Below are 15,886 nucleotides of genomic sequence, written 5' to 3'. Positions count from 1 at the left end.
TAAGATTTTAAAGCTTATCGGGTTTTGTTTTTTAGGTTAATTAAAAGACTGAACAGTTTTATAATTAATCTAGAGTTGTGAGTTAAACTATAAATTCATACCGCCGGAAACCTCAATTCGCTGTGCGTTTACCCAGCGTGCCTCTTCGGTGCATAAAAAAGCAACTACTGCACCAATATCGTCTGGCAGCCCAACTCTTCCTAAAGCCGTTACGCTCGCTATATTTTTATTCAATTGCTCGTTATCACGAACCGCGCCGCCGCCAAAATCGGTTTCAATAGCACCAGGAGCGACCACATTTACTTTAATTTTTCTTTCGCCTAATTCTTTCGCCTGATACTTAGTTAAGGTTTCAACAGCCCCTTTCATAGATGCGTAAGCGGCATAACCTGGAAATGAAAATCGTGTTAAACCAGTTGAAATATTTACGATTCCGCCTCCGTCGTTCATTACATTCAACGCTTTTTGAGTTAAAAAAAATGGACCTTTAAATTGAATATTGGTCAATTGATCAAATTCGGCTTCTGTTGTGCCAATAAATGAATTGTGAATTCCGATTCCGGCATTATTTACCAAGAAATCAAATTTATCAGTTTTAAAAGTACTTTTTAAAGTGGTCTGCACTTCTTTAAAAAAAGTATCAAAACTTGCAGTATCTGCCACGTTTAGTTGAAGAGAAGCTGCTTTTTGACCTAAATTTTCGATTTCTTTTACAACCAAATCAGCTTCCTCTTTTTTGCTGTTGTAAGTTATAATTACGTCGATTCCTTTTTTTGCAATTGCAATTGCCATGTTTTTTCCTAAACCTCTGCTTCCGCCTGTAACCAGAGCTATTTTTGTTTGTATTGCCATTTTTATATTTGTTTTAAATTGATACTGCAAAGATAGGAGCGGGGCAGATTTGGAGAATTGTAAATATCAAATCGATGTTTGCAAAATTCAAATCAGTTGTTGAAATTTCAAAACTTTGTCAAAGTTTTAAACTTTGACAAAGTTCACTGAAACTTGATCGCGAAGCTTCGCGAGAAATCTGAAATCTAAAATAAAACCACTAACTCCTAAAAGCCAAAGGTGTTAAAGAAGTTTGTTTTTTAAAGAAATTAGAAAAATGAGCTAATTCTTCAAAACCAAGCGAATAGGCGATTTCAGAAACATTCCAGTCCGTTTGTTTTAAAAGGATTTTGGCTTCGTTTGTTAATCGCGTACTGATTAATTCGGTTGTAGTTTTTCCTGTATTTTCTTTTAAAACCTTATTTAAATGATTTACATGTACAGATAATCGCGCGGCAAAGTCTTTTGCGGTTCTTAATTCTAATCGCTGATGCGGAGATTCTATGGGGAATTGTCTTTCTAGTAATTCAGCAAATAATGACGACACTCGTGCAGCAGAATTGTGCTTAGAATAAAGAGCAGAAATGGGCTGTAATTTTTGACCAAAATGAATCAATTCTGCAACATAATTTCGGATTAAATCATATTTGTAGATATAATCAGAGTTGATTTCTTTTTGTATTTTATTGAAAATCAATTCTGCTTCTGAAACTTCTTCATCTGAAAGCTGAAAAATAGGGTAACCGTCTGAAGCAAAAATTGGAAGTGCATCAAGATCAATTCCGCTTTTGTTTTTAGATAGAAACTCACTGGTAAAAACACAAAATTGGCCTGATTGATTAGTGTCTTGCGGAACGTAATTGTATGGAATTTTGGGTGTTGCAAATAATAAACCCTGTTTTTCAATTTCAATTATTTTATCAGCATATTCAGCCCTGTTATTCCCTTTTATCAAACTTATTTTGTAATAAGCTCTTCTGTCATAAGGCATAACCGATTTTCCCTGCAAACGTTCTAAAAGTTCTTTAATATCAAAAATATTAAAATGTCCAATCTCTTTTTGAATATCATTTGGCAGTAATGAAGCAGGTTCAATGGCTGAACCTTCGGTAATATCTTGATAAAATGAATCTAGAGATTTCATATCGTGATGAATTGCGAAATTCAAATATACGAAAAATAAATGTCGTGAGCTTAACCGCAAAGAACGCTAAGATTTACGCAAAGCACGCTATTTTACTTCTTTATGGTTAAAAAAGACTTCCCTGTACAAACTCAGGTTCTGGATTGCTTCCAAAAGGAAAAGCATCAATTACAAAAAACTGCTTTACTTTGGGGGCAAATTCTCTAAGAACAATTTCAGTGCATTCAAATTGAAGATCAATTTCTGTAAACAGCTCAGAAGCAATTTTAAGATTTTCTGGAGTTAATCTTCTTCCAATTGATAAATGCGGATTATCGCTTTTCTTAAGATTTAAAGACTTTAGTGTTTCATGAATTTTTTTCATAATTGGCACAAGATTATTTTTTGAATCTTTGGTTACGCCAATAAAAAAAGCACCACTATTTGGGAAAGAATCAAAATGATCTAAAGATACTTTAAAAGGCGTAAAAGTATCAGAAATTTTAGAAAGCTTTTGTTTGATCGAATCCAATTGAGATTCGTCAATTTTGAATTCGCAAATCGTAATGTGAGCTTCAGAATTACAGCTGTTATACCATTCGATTTTGCTTCTTAAAAAGTCTTTTAGCTTTTTAACGGGTTCAACTACTGATTTAGAATAAAATACAACTGAATATGTTTTTTCCATTTTGAGGCTTTAAATTATACAAATTTATAGCTTTCCTTTTAAATGTAATCGATGGAGAATTTCAGATTTTAATAAACCGCTTCCTCCTCCAAAATGCTCAATTACTTCAACTTCGGGTTGTTTTTTTAAGCAAAAAGAAGTGAATTCTTTCTCGATATGGTTTTCGATTCCAGAACTTAAAAGAACAATGTCGATTTTGTGCTTTAAAAAGTATTCCTGAGCCTCTTTTTCATTATTGAAAGCAATAGCATTCCAATTTTCATCAGCATTTACAAGACGAAGCAAAATGGCTAGAATTTCTTCGTTTTTACCCAGAAGCAAGAATTCGAGAGTTTTCATAATCTTTTTATTTAGATAACAAATTTACGAGTATAAAGGTAATGGTAACTTAATCTAGGATAAGAAATCAGCTTGTTTATTAGTTTATTACGTGATTTTTATTTAGAATTTGTACTTATTTTTAAGTACAACATTTTGAGACACAATGTCCTAGGGTTTGTTAACATAAAAATAACGTAAAATAGTACAAAAATGAGGAAACCCGTAATGAAATCTGAAAAGACGGCTGTAGATTTGTCTTATAGAAATACCAAGATTATTTTTTATTTTTCTATGATTAAACTGTTTTTGGAGAAACTTTTTAAAGGAAAATTAAGCACATTCATTTGTGTGGACTGCATTGTATAAATTTGCAATAATACAATAAGGTATAATTTTCTTAAGGTTTTTAGATTTGGTTATTTAGTTAATCATATCTAAAAACCTTTTTTTATTAAAGCAGTCCGTTGCTTTTAAGCCATTCTGCACAGTCTTTCGTCCAATATTTACTTGTGTCTTGTACACCTAATCCAAAACCATGTCCGCCTTTTTCGTACAAATGTAACTCTGCTGCAACATTATTCTTTTTAAGGGCTAAATAATAATTAATGCTGTTTTCTGGTAATACTGATTTGTCATCTGTAGCATGAATTAAGAAAGCTGGAGGTGTTTGAGGTGTAATCTTTTTATCACTAGAGAAAGCGTCAATAAGTACTTGCGGTGGATTGTTTCCTAATAAATTGGTTTGTGAGCCTTTGTGAGTTGTTTGATTTTCCATTGAAATTACGGGATAAATAAGAAGCGAAAAATCAGGACGTGCACTTGTTTTAAAAGACGATTCATATACTTTGTCATCATAATGGGTTGATAAGGTTGAAGCCAAATGACCGCCTGCAGAAAAGCCCATTATTCCAATTTTTTTCGGATCAATATTCCATTTGGCAGCATTTTGTCGTACATAACGCATTGCTTCTTGTGCATCTTGAAGCGGACCTATATTTTTATTTTTCATTATCAAATCGCTCGGAAGGCGATATTTTAGTACAAAAGCTGTAATTCCTAAACTGTTGAGCCAAGCTGCAACTTTGGTTCCTTCTTTGTCAATCGCCAAATGCGAATAACCGCCGCCGGGAAGAATAATTACAGCGGTATGATCGGGATTGCTTGCAGCGGGGAAAAAAGCTGTAAGAGTAGGTGTCGAAACTAAACTCGTACTTTGAATAATTCCGTTTTTAAAATCTGGTTTTTCTTTATAATCAGAAGATTTTATTTCGTCAGGAATTTGCTCCCAAAGATTTATAGTTTGATTTTGAGCGGATGTGGAAGCTAAGTTTCCGAGTATTAAAATCATAAAAAATGCAGCTTTTTTGAAGTATTGTTTTTTTGTGCTTTTCACAGTAAATAAAGTTGTTTAGGATTAATTTTAAGAGAACAGACAGATTAAGAATGTTAAATTTCATCAAAACTTAAATAATTAAAGCCAAAATTGAAACATTCTGTTTTTTTGGGGACAATTTTGACGCCGAAAACAGATTATTTTTGTATGCTCGCAATTAACAAATATATTGTTTAATATTTAATTTAGAAGTCATTTTTTTAAGTGATGTGTTTATTTATGCGACAAATATAAATTTTTATATAATTTATTTGGAATATAAAGATTTAAAACTATATTTGTGCAATCGATTACATTATTTTTGTTTATTTGTTTTGGATTCTTGATTTTGATCTTTCGAATTTTACTTAATAGTGTGTTGATTTTCCAAAAAACTTTATAACTATAATAAGCTGTTACCATGAATCAAACCGATGCCGTTACCGTAAATCAAACCGTCAAATCCTCAGGAAAATATCGTTGGAGTATCTGTGCGCTGCTATTTTTTGCAACGACCATTAACTATTTAGATCGTCAAGTTCTATCGTTAACATGGAGCGATTTTATAGCTCCTGAATTTCATTGGACAAATAATGATTACGGAAATATTACAGCATTGTTTTCTATATTTTACGCTGTTTCTCTTTTGTTTGCAGGACGATTTGTAGATTGGCTTGATACAAAAAAAGGATTCCTTTGGGCAATTGGTATTTGGTCTGTAGGAGCTTGTTTACATGCATTTTGCGGTATAGCAACTTCAGGAATCATAACTGGTAATTGGTTCGTAGGATTTCATGGTTCAAAAGAAATAATCAGTACAATAAATGATACTGCGCTGGTAATCAATGTGAGTGTCGCTTTGTTTATTTTTGCCCGCTTTGTCTTGGCAGTTGGTGAGGCAGGAAATTTTCCTGCAGCGATTAAAACTACAGCAGAATACTTTCCTAAAAAAGACCGAGCATTTTCAACAAGTATTTTTAATGCAGGTGCAACTGTAGGTGCTTTAGCAGCTCCAATTACTATTCCGTTTATTGCAAAATCATTTGGCTGGGAAATGTCTTTTATCATTATAGGTGCTTTGGGATTTGTTTGGATGGGTTTTTGGGTTTTTATGTATGATAAGCCGGAAAGACATCCTAGAGTAAGTGCAGAGGAATTGGCTTATATTCAACAAGATGATATTGCAGACAGTAAGCTAGAAGGTTATGTGCCGGAAACAACTTCAAAAGTTTCTTTTGTAGACTGCTTTAAATACAAACAAACTTGGGCTTTTGCTTTTGGTAAATTTATGACAGATGGTGTTTGGTGGTTTTTCTTGTTCTGGACCCCTGCTTATTTGAGCTCTGTTTACGGAATGGATTCTACAGAAGCAGCATTGCCATTATTTGTATTGTACATGATTACTTTGTTGTCAATTATTGGCGGATGGCTTCCAACTTATTTTGTTGAAAAGAAAGGTATGAATCCTTATGAAGGAAGAATGAGAGCAATGTTGATTTTTGCTTTCTTTCCTCTATTAGCGTTGATTGCACAGCCATTAGGATATATCAGCTACTGGGTCCCAGTTGTAATTATCGGAATTGCAGGTGCGGCGCATCAATCTTGGTCGGCTAATATTTTTACTACAGTAGGAGATATGTTTCCTAAAAAAGCGATTGCAACTATTACAGGAATTGGAGGTTTAGCAGGTGGAGTTGGATCGACTTTGATTAATAAAGGTTCAGGAGTTTTATTTGATCACGCTAAAGAAACGAACATGGTTTTTATGGGCTTTAAAGGTATTGAAGCAGGATATTTTATAATCTTCTCCATTTGTGCAGTTTGCTATTTAACAGGCTGGATTGTAATGAAATCTCTTGTTCCAAAATACAGTCCAATTACAAACTTGTAAAAGATAATTTGTCTAAACAGCATAATTTTTCCATTTCAATTATGCTATTTCAATATAAAAAATTAATTTTGTGCAATCGATTACATTAAAATATAAATTATGACAAAATATAGTTCAAGATACGCGTCAAGCCCTGAAGCTGTTAAAAAATATGATACGCAACAGTTAAGAGAAGAATTCTTAATTGATGATTTAATGCAGGAGGATGAAGTTGTATTGGTTTACTCTCATTACGACAGATACATTGCAGGTTCTGCGGTTCCAGTAAAAGGTGATTTAGCTTTGGAAACAATCGATCCGCTTAAAGCACCGTATTTTTTAGAAAGAAGAGAGCTTGGAATTATTAATGTAGGCGGAAGAGGTTCTGTAGTTGTAGAAGGAACTTCTTATGAGTTAGGTTTCAAAGACGCTTTGTATATCGGCAGCGGGAATAAAGAAGTTGTTTTTAAAAGTAACGACAGCAAAAATCCAGCAAAATTTTACCTAAACTCTGCGCCGGCTCATACGACTTACCCAACGGTAAAAGTAAGTTTGGCAGAAGCAAATAAATTAGAATTGGGAACTATGGAAACGGCTAATCACCGTACAGTAAACCAAATGATTATTGGAAGCGTTGTAACAACCTGCCAGTTGCAAATGGGTATGACGGAGCTAAGACCAGGAAGTGTTTGGAACACCATGCCGGCACACGTACACGATCGCAGAATGGAAGTTTATTTTTATTTGGACATTCCAGAAAATCAAGCTGTTTGTCATTTTATGGGACAACCGCAGGAAACAAGACATATTTGGATGAATAATCATCAAGCAGTTATTTCTCCACCTTGGTCGATTCACTCAGGTTCAGGAACCAGTAACTATACATTTATCTGGGGAATGGCTGGTGAAAATTTAGATTATGGAGATATGGATGTTTGTAAAATTACAGACTTAAGATAAGATCATGACAAACCTATTTGATGTAACAGGAAAAGTTGCCCTAATTACAGGAAGTACTCACGGACTGGGAATGGCAATGGCAAAAGGATTAGGAAATGCCGGTGCAACAATTGTTGTTAATGGTAATTCGTCTCAACAAAAGATTGATGAAGCAGTAAAAGAGCTGAAAAATGAAGGTATAAATGCTTTTGGATACAGGTTTAATGTAACGGATGAAAAGGAAGTTATAGAAGCTGTAAAGAAAATTGAAAGCGAAGTTGGGCCAATTGCTATTTTGATTAACAATGCTGGAATCATCAAAAGAATTCCATTACTAGACATGGAAGTTTCTGATTTTAGAGAAGTAATTGATATTGATTTGGTAAGTCCATTTATAGTTTCTAAGCATGTTGCAAAAGGAATGATTGAAAGAAGGCAGGGAAAAATAATTAACATTTGCTCAATGATGAGCGAATTAGGCCGCAGTACAGTTTCGGCTTATGCAGCTGCAAAAGGCGGTTTGAAAATGTTGACCAAAAATATGGCAACAGAATGGGCAAAGTATAATGTACAGATTAACGGAATTGGACCTGGTTATTTTGCAACGGAACAAACAAAACCTATAAGAGTTGACGGACATCCTTTTAATGATTTTATTATTAGCAGAACGCCGGCGGCAAAATGGGGAGATCCAGGTGATTTGGCAGGAGCTGCAATATTTTTATCATCGAAAGCAAGCGATTTTGTAAACGGACATATTTTATATGTTGACGGCGGAATTCTTGCTACAATAGGAAAACCTTCAAACGAAGTTTAATTCTCAAATTATATTTAAAAAGACATGAGCAATCAGGCATTCATAAACGATAATTTTTTATTAGAAAATAAATTTGCTGAAGAGTTATATCATAACTATTCAAAAAATCAGCCTATAATTGATTACCATAATCACCTAAATCCGCAGTTTATTGCCGAAGATAAAATTTTTGACAATATTACACAGGTTTGGATCAACGGAGATCATTACAAATGGCGTGCAATGCGTACATTAGGAATCAATGAGCAGTTTGTAACTGGAAATGGTTCAGATAAAGATAAGTTCTTAAACTGGGCGAAAACAGTTCCGTATACGATGCGTAATCCTTTGTATCACTGGACGCATTTAGAATTAGCTCGTTATTTTGATATCTACGATTTATTGAATGAAAAATCGGCAGAGAAAATTTATATCGAAACGACTGAGAAAATTAATTCTCAGGCTTACAGCACACAAAATCTACTTAAAAAAGTAAACGCTGAATTAGTTTGTACTACAGAAGACCCGATTGATTCTTTAGAATTTCATCAGAAATTGGCAAAAAATCCAATCGGAACAAAGATGAGTACAGCTTTCAGACCAGATAAAGCTATCTTAATTTCTAATGATGGTTATAATGCATATCTAGACACATTAGGGGATGTGTCTGGAGTTGCAATTAATACTTATGCTGATTTACAAACAGCATTAAGAAACAGAATTGAGTTCTTTAATGCAAACGGATGTAAATTGAGTGATCACGGTTTAGATCAAATTTATTTTGAAGAATTTACAGAATCAGAAATCAGTTCAATTTTCAAAAAGAAAAGAGAAAACAGAATCATAACTCCAGAAGAAGCTTTAAAATTCCAAAGTGCTGTTTTAGTATTCTTATCTGAAACCTATCATGAATTCGGATGGGTACAGCAGTTTCACTTAGGGGCTTTGCGTAACAATAATGCTCGTATGCACAGGATTTTAGGCCCTGATACTGGTTGGGATTCAATTGGAGATTATCCGCAAGCACAAAAATTATCAAGCTTTTTAAATGCTTTAGACAGTAAAGATAAATTGACAAAAACAATTATCTACAACTTAAATCCTGCTGATAATGAAGTTATGGCAACAATGATTGGAAATTTCAACGATGGAAGCGTTCGCGGAAAAGTACAGTTTGGTTCTGGATGGTGGTTTTTAGATCAAAAAGACGGAATGACAAAGCAGTTAAATGCACTTTCAAATATGGGATTAATCAGCTGTTTTGTTGGAATGCTTACAGATTCAAGAAGTTTCTTATCATTCCCAAGACACGAATATTTCAGACGTATTTTATGTAATCTTTTGGGAGACGAAATTAAACGTGGAGAACTTCCAAATGATATGGAATGGATAGGGAAATTAGTTGCCGACATTTCATACAACAACGCAAAAGAATATTTCAAATTTTAGTTTTTTTAACCATTAAGGCATTAAGAAAATTAAGTTTTGGGTTAAAATAGTTACTTAATAATAAAAAGATAATTAAGCGAGTAGGCTTAATCAGCTTAACCTTTAATCGCAAAGAGAACATAAAGCAAAGCTTAATTTTCTTAATGCCTTAATGGTAAAATTAAAAATAAAAAAATGAGTAGAGTAGTTGCATTTGGAGAAATCATGCTGCGTTTATCAACAGAAAGACATTTACGTTTTTCACAATCTACAGCATTTGGTGCTACGTATGGTGGCGGAGAATTCAATGTATGTGTTTCCTTGGCGAATTATGGTGTAAATGCTGAATTTGTAACAAGACTGCCTGAAAATGAAATTGGTTTTTCTGCATTGAAAGAAATCAGAAAAATGAACGTAGAGTCTAAAAACATTCTTTATGGAGGAGAACGTTTAGGGATTTACTTTCTAGAAACAGGTGCAGGAACGAGAGGAAGCAATGTAGTTTACGATCGCGCTCACAGTGCAATGTCGACTATTGAAAAAGGGCAGATAGATTGGGAAAAAGTTCTTGAAGGTGCTGAATGGTTTCACTGGAGCGGTATTACGCCGGCAATTTCACAAAGCGCTGCAGAAGCTTGTTTAGAAGCGATTAAAACGGCTCACAAACTTGGAATTAAAATTTCATGCGATTTAAATTACAGGTCAAAACTTTGGCAGTACGGTAAAACACCAAGTGAGGTTATGCCAGAAATGCTTAGATATAGTAATGTTATTTTAGGCGATATCGATACAGCATATTTTATGTTAGGAATTCCGAAAGTGAATCCGAATTATCAGGATGAAAAAACACTTCCCGTTTTATATACAAAGTTGTTCGAGCTGATTCCAAATTTAAAAGTGGCGGCGACAACATTACGCTATTCTGTAAGTGCATCTCATCAAAGAATTGGCGGGATTTTGTTTGACGGAAAGGCAGTGTATCAAGCGGCTGTTAAAGAAGTAACGCCGGTTGTCGATAGAGTAGGAAGTGGTGATGCTTTTATGGGAGGATTGATTTACGGATTGTTAGAATATCAAAATAATAACCAAAGAGCATTAGATTTTGCAGTTGCAGCTTGTTGTTTAAAACATACAATTGCAGGAGATTATAATTTGGTTACTTTAAAAGAAGTTGAAAATATGATTGATGGTGATGGTTCTGCATTGGTATCAAGATAATTAAGAGAAATATGGCAAAGTTTTCAAGAATAGAGGTTGCACAGACAATGAAAGATAACGGAATGGTTCCATTGTTTTTTCATTCTGACATCGAATTAAGTAAAAAAGTTTTAAAAGCATGTTATGATGGTGGTTCTAGATTAATGGAATTTACCAGCAGAGGTGATTTTGCTCACGAAGTTTTTGGAGCTTTAAATAAATATGCTTTAGCTGAACTTCCGGGAATGATTTTAGGAGTTGGCTCTATTACAGATGCTGCATCGGCTTCATTGTACATGAGTTTAGGAGCAAATTTTATTGTTACACCGGTTTTTAGAGAAGATATAGCAATTGCCTGCAATCGCCGAAAAGTATTGTGGTCGCCAGGCTGTGGTACGCTGTCGGAAATTGCAAGAGCGGAAGAATTAGGCTGTGAAATTGTAAAATTATTTCCTGCAGATACTTACGGTCCAGAGTTTATTAAAGCAATAAAAGGACCATGTCCGTGGACAAATATTATGCCTACAGGCGGAGTTTATCCAACTGTTGAAAGCTTGAGTTCATGGCTTAATGCAGGAGCAATTTGCGTAGGATTAGGATCGCAGCTGATCTCAAAAGATATATTAGAAAATAAAGATTTTGACGGTTTAACTGCAAAGGTTAGTCAGGTTCTTGATATTATAAAAAATATAAAAAAATAAATAAGGAGTAATCATGCCAATCCTTATTTAGATGCGTTTTTTTTAGATTTTAGAGATTGTAATTGAACATTACGCTTGCAAAATAATTTCTGTCACTCCTCACAGCGGGTTTTATTTTACATTCAAGTGTAATGTTTCATTTACAATTTAAAAGGCAGAAATAAAGAAATAAGGTTTATAAATGGTTATTTATAACGCATTAAAGAAAATTTAAAATGAAAAAATTAAATAGAATAAATACAGGATTAGAAAAGTTACAGCCAATTAAGGTAGTTCAGTTTGGAGAAGGTAACTTTTTAAGAGCCTTTGTTGATTATGCTTTTTACAAACTAAATAAAGAAGTTGATTTTAATGCTGGTATTGCAATAGTTCAACCTTTGAAGGACGGTATGGTAAATATGATTAATGATCAGGACGGTCTTTATACCTTGTTTATGAACGGAATTAAAAAAGGTGAAAAGATACAAGACATTGAGTTAATTACTAATATCGTAAAAACTATAAACCCATATACTGAATTTACAAATTATTTGGCTTTAGCTAAAGAAGAAGAACTTCAGTTTATTGTTTCTAATACTACTGAAGCTGGAATTGAATTTATTGAAAGTGATACTCCAGATATGCAGCCACCGGTGTCATTTCCTGCAAAATTGACTGTTTTATTATATGAAAGATTTAAGCATTTTAATGGTGATGCTTCTAAAGGAGTTACAATAATTCCTTGTGAATTAATTGATTATAACTCTGAGACGCTTAAAAAATATATTTTACAATATATTGATTTATGGAAATTAGAAGATGCATTTAAAACTTGGGTATCAGATGCTTGTACCTATCATAGTACTTTGGTTGACAGAATTGTTCCTGGATATCCAAGAGCTGAAATTGAAGAATACAATAATAAATTAGATTATGAGGATAATTTAATTGTTGCGGCTGAACCTTTTTTCCTTTGGGCTATTGAAGGTGGAGAGGATCTAAAAGCAAAATTGCCTTTTCATAAAACAGATTTGAATGTAAAAATCGTTGATGATATACGTCCTTTTAAAATGATTAAAGTTCGTATTTTAAACGGTGCGCATACGGCAATGGTTCCTTTTTCACTTTTGCATGGTAATAAATTAGTAATGGAAACTGTTAACGGAGATTTTACTGGAAAATTTGTAAATAGCGTTATTAGTGAAATTAGTGAAACTCTTGATATGGACAAAAATGAAATTACGGCCTATTCTGAGGAAGTAATGGACCGATTTAAAAATCCATTTATCAAACATGCACTTGCTGATATTGCATTAAATTCTGTATCGAAATTCAAAGTAAGAGTTTTGCCTAGTTTATTAGGATATTATAAGGCTAACCAAAAATTGCCTGTTAATTTGACTTTTTCATTAGCGAGTTTAATTCGTTTCTATAAAGGAACTTGGAATGGTCAAAGTTTACCGGTTAAAGATGGTGAAGATATTACAGCTTTCTTCAACGGACTTTGGAAATCGGATGATTACGAAAAAATCGCTCGTTTAACATTACAAAACAAAAGTTTCTGGGATGAAGATTTAACTGAAGTTTCTGGACTAACAAAAGCAATTACAATTGCATTAGAGGAAATTGATGCAAATGGTATTGAAGCTGGTTTTGCTAAGTTTCAAGAAAGAATAAAATAAAAAAAAGATAAAAAAATAAAGAACAAGGGTTAATTATGGCAACGCAAAAAAAACTTATAAAAGTTCACCCAACCGACAATGTAGCGGTTGCTTTGGTGAATCTTACAGCGGGCGAAGTAATTGATTTCGAAGGAGAATCAATTACTATTGAGTCTGATGTAAAAATGAAACATAAGATTGCAATGGTTCCTTTTAATGTAGGAGACAGAATCATTATGTATGGTGTTTTGGTAGGAAAAGCAAGTGCAAGAATCGAAAAAGGAGGATTGCTTTCTACTGTAAACGTGAAGCACGAAAGCGATAAAGTTACTGGTAAAACAGAAACTATTGGCTGGACAGCTCCAAATGTTGATAAATGGAAGGACAGAACTTGGCAGGGCTATCATAGAGAAGATGGGCAGGTTGGAACTGAAAATGTTTGGCTGTTTTTTCCATTAGTATTTTGTGAAAACAGAAACATCGAAATCTTAAAAGATATTTTTGAGAAAGAATTGATGAAACCAAAGGAAAATGACTACCAGTTATTACTGCGTTCTTTGGTAAAATCAGAAACAGGCGGAGCAGGAAATGAAGCAGCTTCAAATGATGCTAACTTGTTTAATAATATTGAAGTTAAATTTATTACACATCAAGGCGGCTGCGGCGGAATTCGTCAGGATTCTCATAGTTTAGCTAAATTATTAGCAGGTTATGTAAATAATCCTAATGTTGCTGGTGCTACAGTTTTGAGTTTAGGATGTCAGAATCTGCAAATTCAAATTTTCAAAGACGCTCTAGATGCAATAAATCCAAATAGTAAAAAACCAGTTTTGATTTACGATCAGCAATCTATTGGAACTATCGAAACCATGTTGAGCAGTGTTGTAAAAGATACTTTTGAAGCGATTAAAAAAGCAAATGAGATAAAGAGAGAACCAGCTCCATTGTCTAAATTAAGAATTGGTTTAGAGTGCGGTGGATCTGATGGATTTTCTGGAATTTCAGCAAACCCAACATTGGGAGTGTTATCTGATCATTTAGTTGCTTTGGGAGGAACTACAATTCTTTCTGAATTTCCTGAATTATGTGGAGTAGAACAAGAATTAGTTAATCGTTGTGTAGATGATAAGGATGGAAAACGTTTCTTAGATTTAATGCAATGGTACGAAAAAACAGTTGTAGATGCAGGTTCAGGATTTGATATGAATCCTTCCCCAGGTAACATTAAAGACGGTTTGATTACAGATGCTATGAAATCGGCTGGTGCTGCTAAAAAAGGAGGAACATCGCCAATTACAGGTGTTTTTGATTATGGAGAATATATTAACGAACCAGGCTTTACATTGCTTTGCACGCCAGGAAATGATGTTGAATGTACGACTGCAATGGTTGGTTCTGGTGCAAATATGGTATTGTTTACAACAGGTTTAGGAACGCCTACAGGTAATCCGATTGCTCCAGTTGTAAAGATTTCATCAAACACACAATTAGCGGCTAAAATGTCTGATATTATCGATATTGATACTGGCGGCATTATCACTGGAGAAAAATCAATTGATGAAATGGCTGATGAAATGTTAGAATTTATTATTGATGTTGCAAGTGGTACAATTAAAACCAAAGCAGCGATTTTAAATCAAAACGATTTTATTCCTTGGAAAAGAGGAGTTTCTTTATAAAAGAGATTTAAATATATATGTAGAGACGCACAGTTGTGCGTCTTTTTTTTTAACCATATAAGTTATTTAAGTTTATTCTAGATTGTACTTACAATAAAAAAGCAGCTCTATAAGAGCTGCTTTTTTATTAGATTTTAAAGCAAACTTAAATTTACTTATATCACTTATATGGTTGAAAAATATTAAAAAGTGCTTCTTGATGAAGACTTACGAATGTGTAATTCTGGTGCAAGAACTACCTTTTTTTCGATTTTAATAGTATCTGTTTTGTCTACTTGTTCTAAGAAAACACGAGCAGACATTTTTCCCATTTCCAACGGAGATTGATCAACAGAAGTAATAGACAACTCCATGAATTTGGTAAAAGGTTCATTACTGAATCCTGCGACACAAAATTCTTTTGGAATGCTGATGTTTCTCTCTTTTAGCTCTTGAATTGCGCCTAAAGCAGCAAAATCACTCGACGAGAATATAGCATCAGGAGGTGTTTCTAATTGTAATAATTTGTCAACTGCTTCTTTTCCGGCATCAACACTACTTTTTACAGGGATTACATATTCTTCTCTAAATGTCATTCCGTTATCGAGTAGAGCTTGTTTATAGCCTAAAAATCTATTTTTAAATATATCTAAAGATTGATCACCAGATAAGTGAGCAATGCATCTGCAGCCTTCATTAATTAAGTGTTTTGTGGTTAAATAACCGCCTCTAAAGTCATTAATAGTTACAGAACTTACTCCGTCGATATGTTTGCTTCTGTCAAAAAAGATTAAAGGAACGTTTTTTTGCAGTACGTTATGAAAAGCATTGTCGTTTTCGGAGGTAACATCAGTAACAGACATGATTATGCCGTCGACCTGTGCATCTATTAAAGTATATAGATTTTCATTTTCTCTTTTTTTGCTTTCATGAGTTTGGCAGATAATTACCTGATAACCGTGCGGATGCAGTTCTTCTTCAATACCTCTAATAACAGAGGCAAAAAAATTACTGTCAATTCTCGGTACAATTACGCCAATATTATTGCTTCTGCCGCTTTTTAATGCTAATGCAAGCTTGTTTTGCTTGTAATTCATTGAAGCAGCTGTTTTAATAACCAATTCCCGAGTACTTTCTTTTATTTTAGGATTATTATTAAGTGCTCTGGAAACAGTAGCTGCAGTGATATTTAATTTTTCGGCAATATCATAAATGGTTACTTTTTCGCTCATTAAAAAGAGATTTTACAAATTAATTTATAGACAAAAATACATTTTTTTTATATAATGTAATATTTAATGTTATCGATTACCATAATTCAT

Annotated in this window: 14 protein-coding genes; 8 read left to right on the top strand and 6 right to left on the bottom strand. The window is 33.6% G+C overall.

Annotated elements, in window-relative coordinates:
• Positions 1-87 precede the first annotated feature (87 nt).
• The 5 genes from ACHRVL_RS17055 to ACHRVL_RS17035 all read right to left on the bottom strand — a co-directional run bounded on the left by ACHRVL_RS17055 (position 88) and on the right by ACHRVL_RS17035 (position 4,311).
• Positions 88-852 carry an SDR family NAD(P)-dependent oxidoreductase gene (locus ACHRVL_RS17055; RefSeq protein ID WP_395414685.1) on the bottom strand — a complete coding sequence of 255 codons (765 nt, stop codon included), beginning with the start codon at positions 850-852 and terminating at the stop codon, positions 88-90.
• Between the two features lie 199 nt (positions 853-1,051).
• The gene (locus ACHRVL_RS17050; RefSeq protein ID WP_395414684.1) at positions 1,052-1,975 is read right to left on the bottom strand and encodes a helix-turn-helix domain-containing protein; all 924 of its coding nucleotides are present in this window, start codon (positions 1,973-1,975) and stop codon (positions 1,052-1,054) included.
• 106 nt (positions 1,976-2,081) lie between these two features.
• Positions 2,082-2,642, bottom strand: coding sequence for a 2'-5' RNA ligase family protein (locus tag ACHRVL_RS17045; protein WP_395414683.1), 561 nt, complete (start codon positions 2,640-2,642; stop codon positions 2,082-2,084).
• Between the two features lie 24 nt (positions 2,643-2,666).
• Positions 2,667-2,981 carry a hypothetical protein gene (locus ACHRVL_RS17040; RefSeq protein WP_395414682.1) on the bottom strand — a complete coding sequence of 105 codons (315 nt, stop codon included), beginning with the start codon at positions 2,979-2,981 and terminating at the stop codon, positions 2,667-2,669.
• Positions 2,982-3,414: 433 nt separating this feature from the next.
• Entirely contained in the window at positions 3,415-4,311 is an 897-nt protein-coding gene (locus tag ACHRVL_RS17035) for an alpha/beta hydrolase (protein WP_395414681.1), read from the bottom strand.
• Between the two features lie 445 nt (positions 4,312-4,756).
• Here ACHRVL_RS17035 and ACHRVL_RS17030 point away from each other — a divergent pair, with 445 nt between their 5' ends.
• From ACHRVL_RS17030 to ACHRVL_RS16995, 8 genes are all read left to right on the top strand, one after another.
• Positions 4,757-6,226, top strand: a complete 1,470-nt coding sequence (locus ACHRVL_RS17030; RefSeq protein WP_089054069.1) for an MFS transporter — start codon at positions 4,757-4,759, stop codon at positions 6,224-6,226.
• A 99-nt stretch (positions 6,227-6,325) separates the two neighbouring features.
• Complete coding sequence (gene kduI / locus ACHRVL_RS17025) at positions 6,326-7,165, top strand: 5-dehydro-4-deoxy-D-glucuronate isomerase (protein ID WP_395414680.1); 840 nt, start codon at positions 6,326-6,328, stop codon at positions 7,163-7,165.
• 4 nt (positions 7,166-7,169) lie between these two features.
• The gene (locus tag ACHRVL_RS17020; protein WP_395414679.1) at positions 7,170-7,961 is read left to right on the top strand and encodes a gluconate 5-dehydrogenase; all 792 of its coding nucleotides are present in this window, start codon (positions 7,170-7,172) and stop codon (positions 7,959-7,961) included.
• A gap of 24 nt (positions 7,962-7,985) precedes the next feature.
• Positions 7,986-9,389 carry a glucuronate isomerase gene (uxaC, locus tag ACHRVL_RS17015; RefSeq protein ID WP_395414678.1) on the top strand — a complete coding sequence of 468 codons (1,404 nt, stop codon included), beginning with the start codon at positions 7,986-7,988 and terminating at the stop codon, positions 9,387-9,389.
• Between the two features lie 174 nt (positions 9,390-9,563).
• Positions 9,564-10,586, top strand: coding sequence for a PfkB family carbohydrate kinase (locus ACHRVL_RS17010; RefSeq protein WP_395414677.1), 1,023 nt, complete (start codon positions 9,564-9,566; stop codon positions 10,584-10,586).
• Positions 10,587-10,597: 11 nt separating this feature from the next.
• Positions 10,598-11,266 (top strand): bifunctional 4-hydroxy-2-oxoglutarate aldolase/2-dehydro-3-deoxy-phosphogluconate aldolase, encoded by a 669-nt coding sequence (locus ACHRVL_RS17005; protein ID WP_395414676.1) that lies wholly within the window; start codon positions 10,598-10,600, stop codon positions 11,264-11,266.
• A 215-nt stretch (positions 11,267-11,481) separates the two neighbouring features.
• Positions 11,482-12,927 (top strand): tagaturonate reductase, encoded by a 1,446-nt coding sequence (locus tag ACHRVL_RS17000; protein WP_395414675.1) that lies wholly within the window; start codon positions 11,482-11,484, stop codon positions 12,925-12,927.
• A gap of 35 nt (positions 12,928-12,962) precedes the next feature.
• Complete coding sequence (locus ACHRVL_RS16995) at positions 12,963-14,585, top strand: UxaA family hydrolase (protein WP_395414674.1); 1,623 nt, start codon at positions 12,963-12,965, stop codon at positions 14,583-14,585.
• 182 nt (positions 14,586-14,767) lie between these two features.
• Here the strand turns inward: ACHRVL_RS16995 and ACHRVL_RS16990 are convergent, their stop codons facing one another.
• The gene (locus tag ACHRVL_RS16990; protein ID WP_395414673.1) at positions 14,768-15,796 is read right to left on the bottom strand and encodes a LacI family DNA-binding transcriptional regulator; all 1,029 of its coding nucleotides are present in this window, start codon (positions 15,794-15,796) and stop codon (positions 14,768-14,770) included.
• Positions 15,797-15,886 lie beyond the last annotated feature (90 nt).

It is taken from the genome of Flavobacterium sp. FlaQc-28 (assembly GCF_044007415.1).
In the GTDB taxonomy this organism is placed as follows: domain Bacteria; phylum Bacteroidota; class Bacteroidia; order Flavobacteriales; family Flavobacteriaceae; genus Flavobacterium.
Note: the sequence above shows the minus strand (reverse complement) of the source record. Positions and strands in the feature narration are given on the sequence as shown.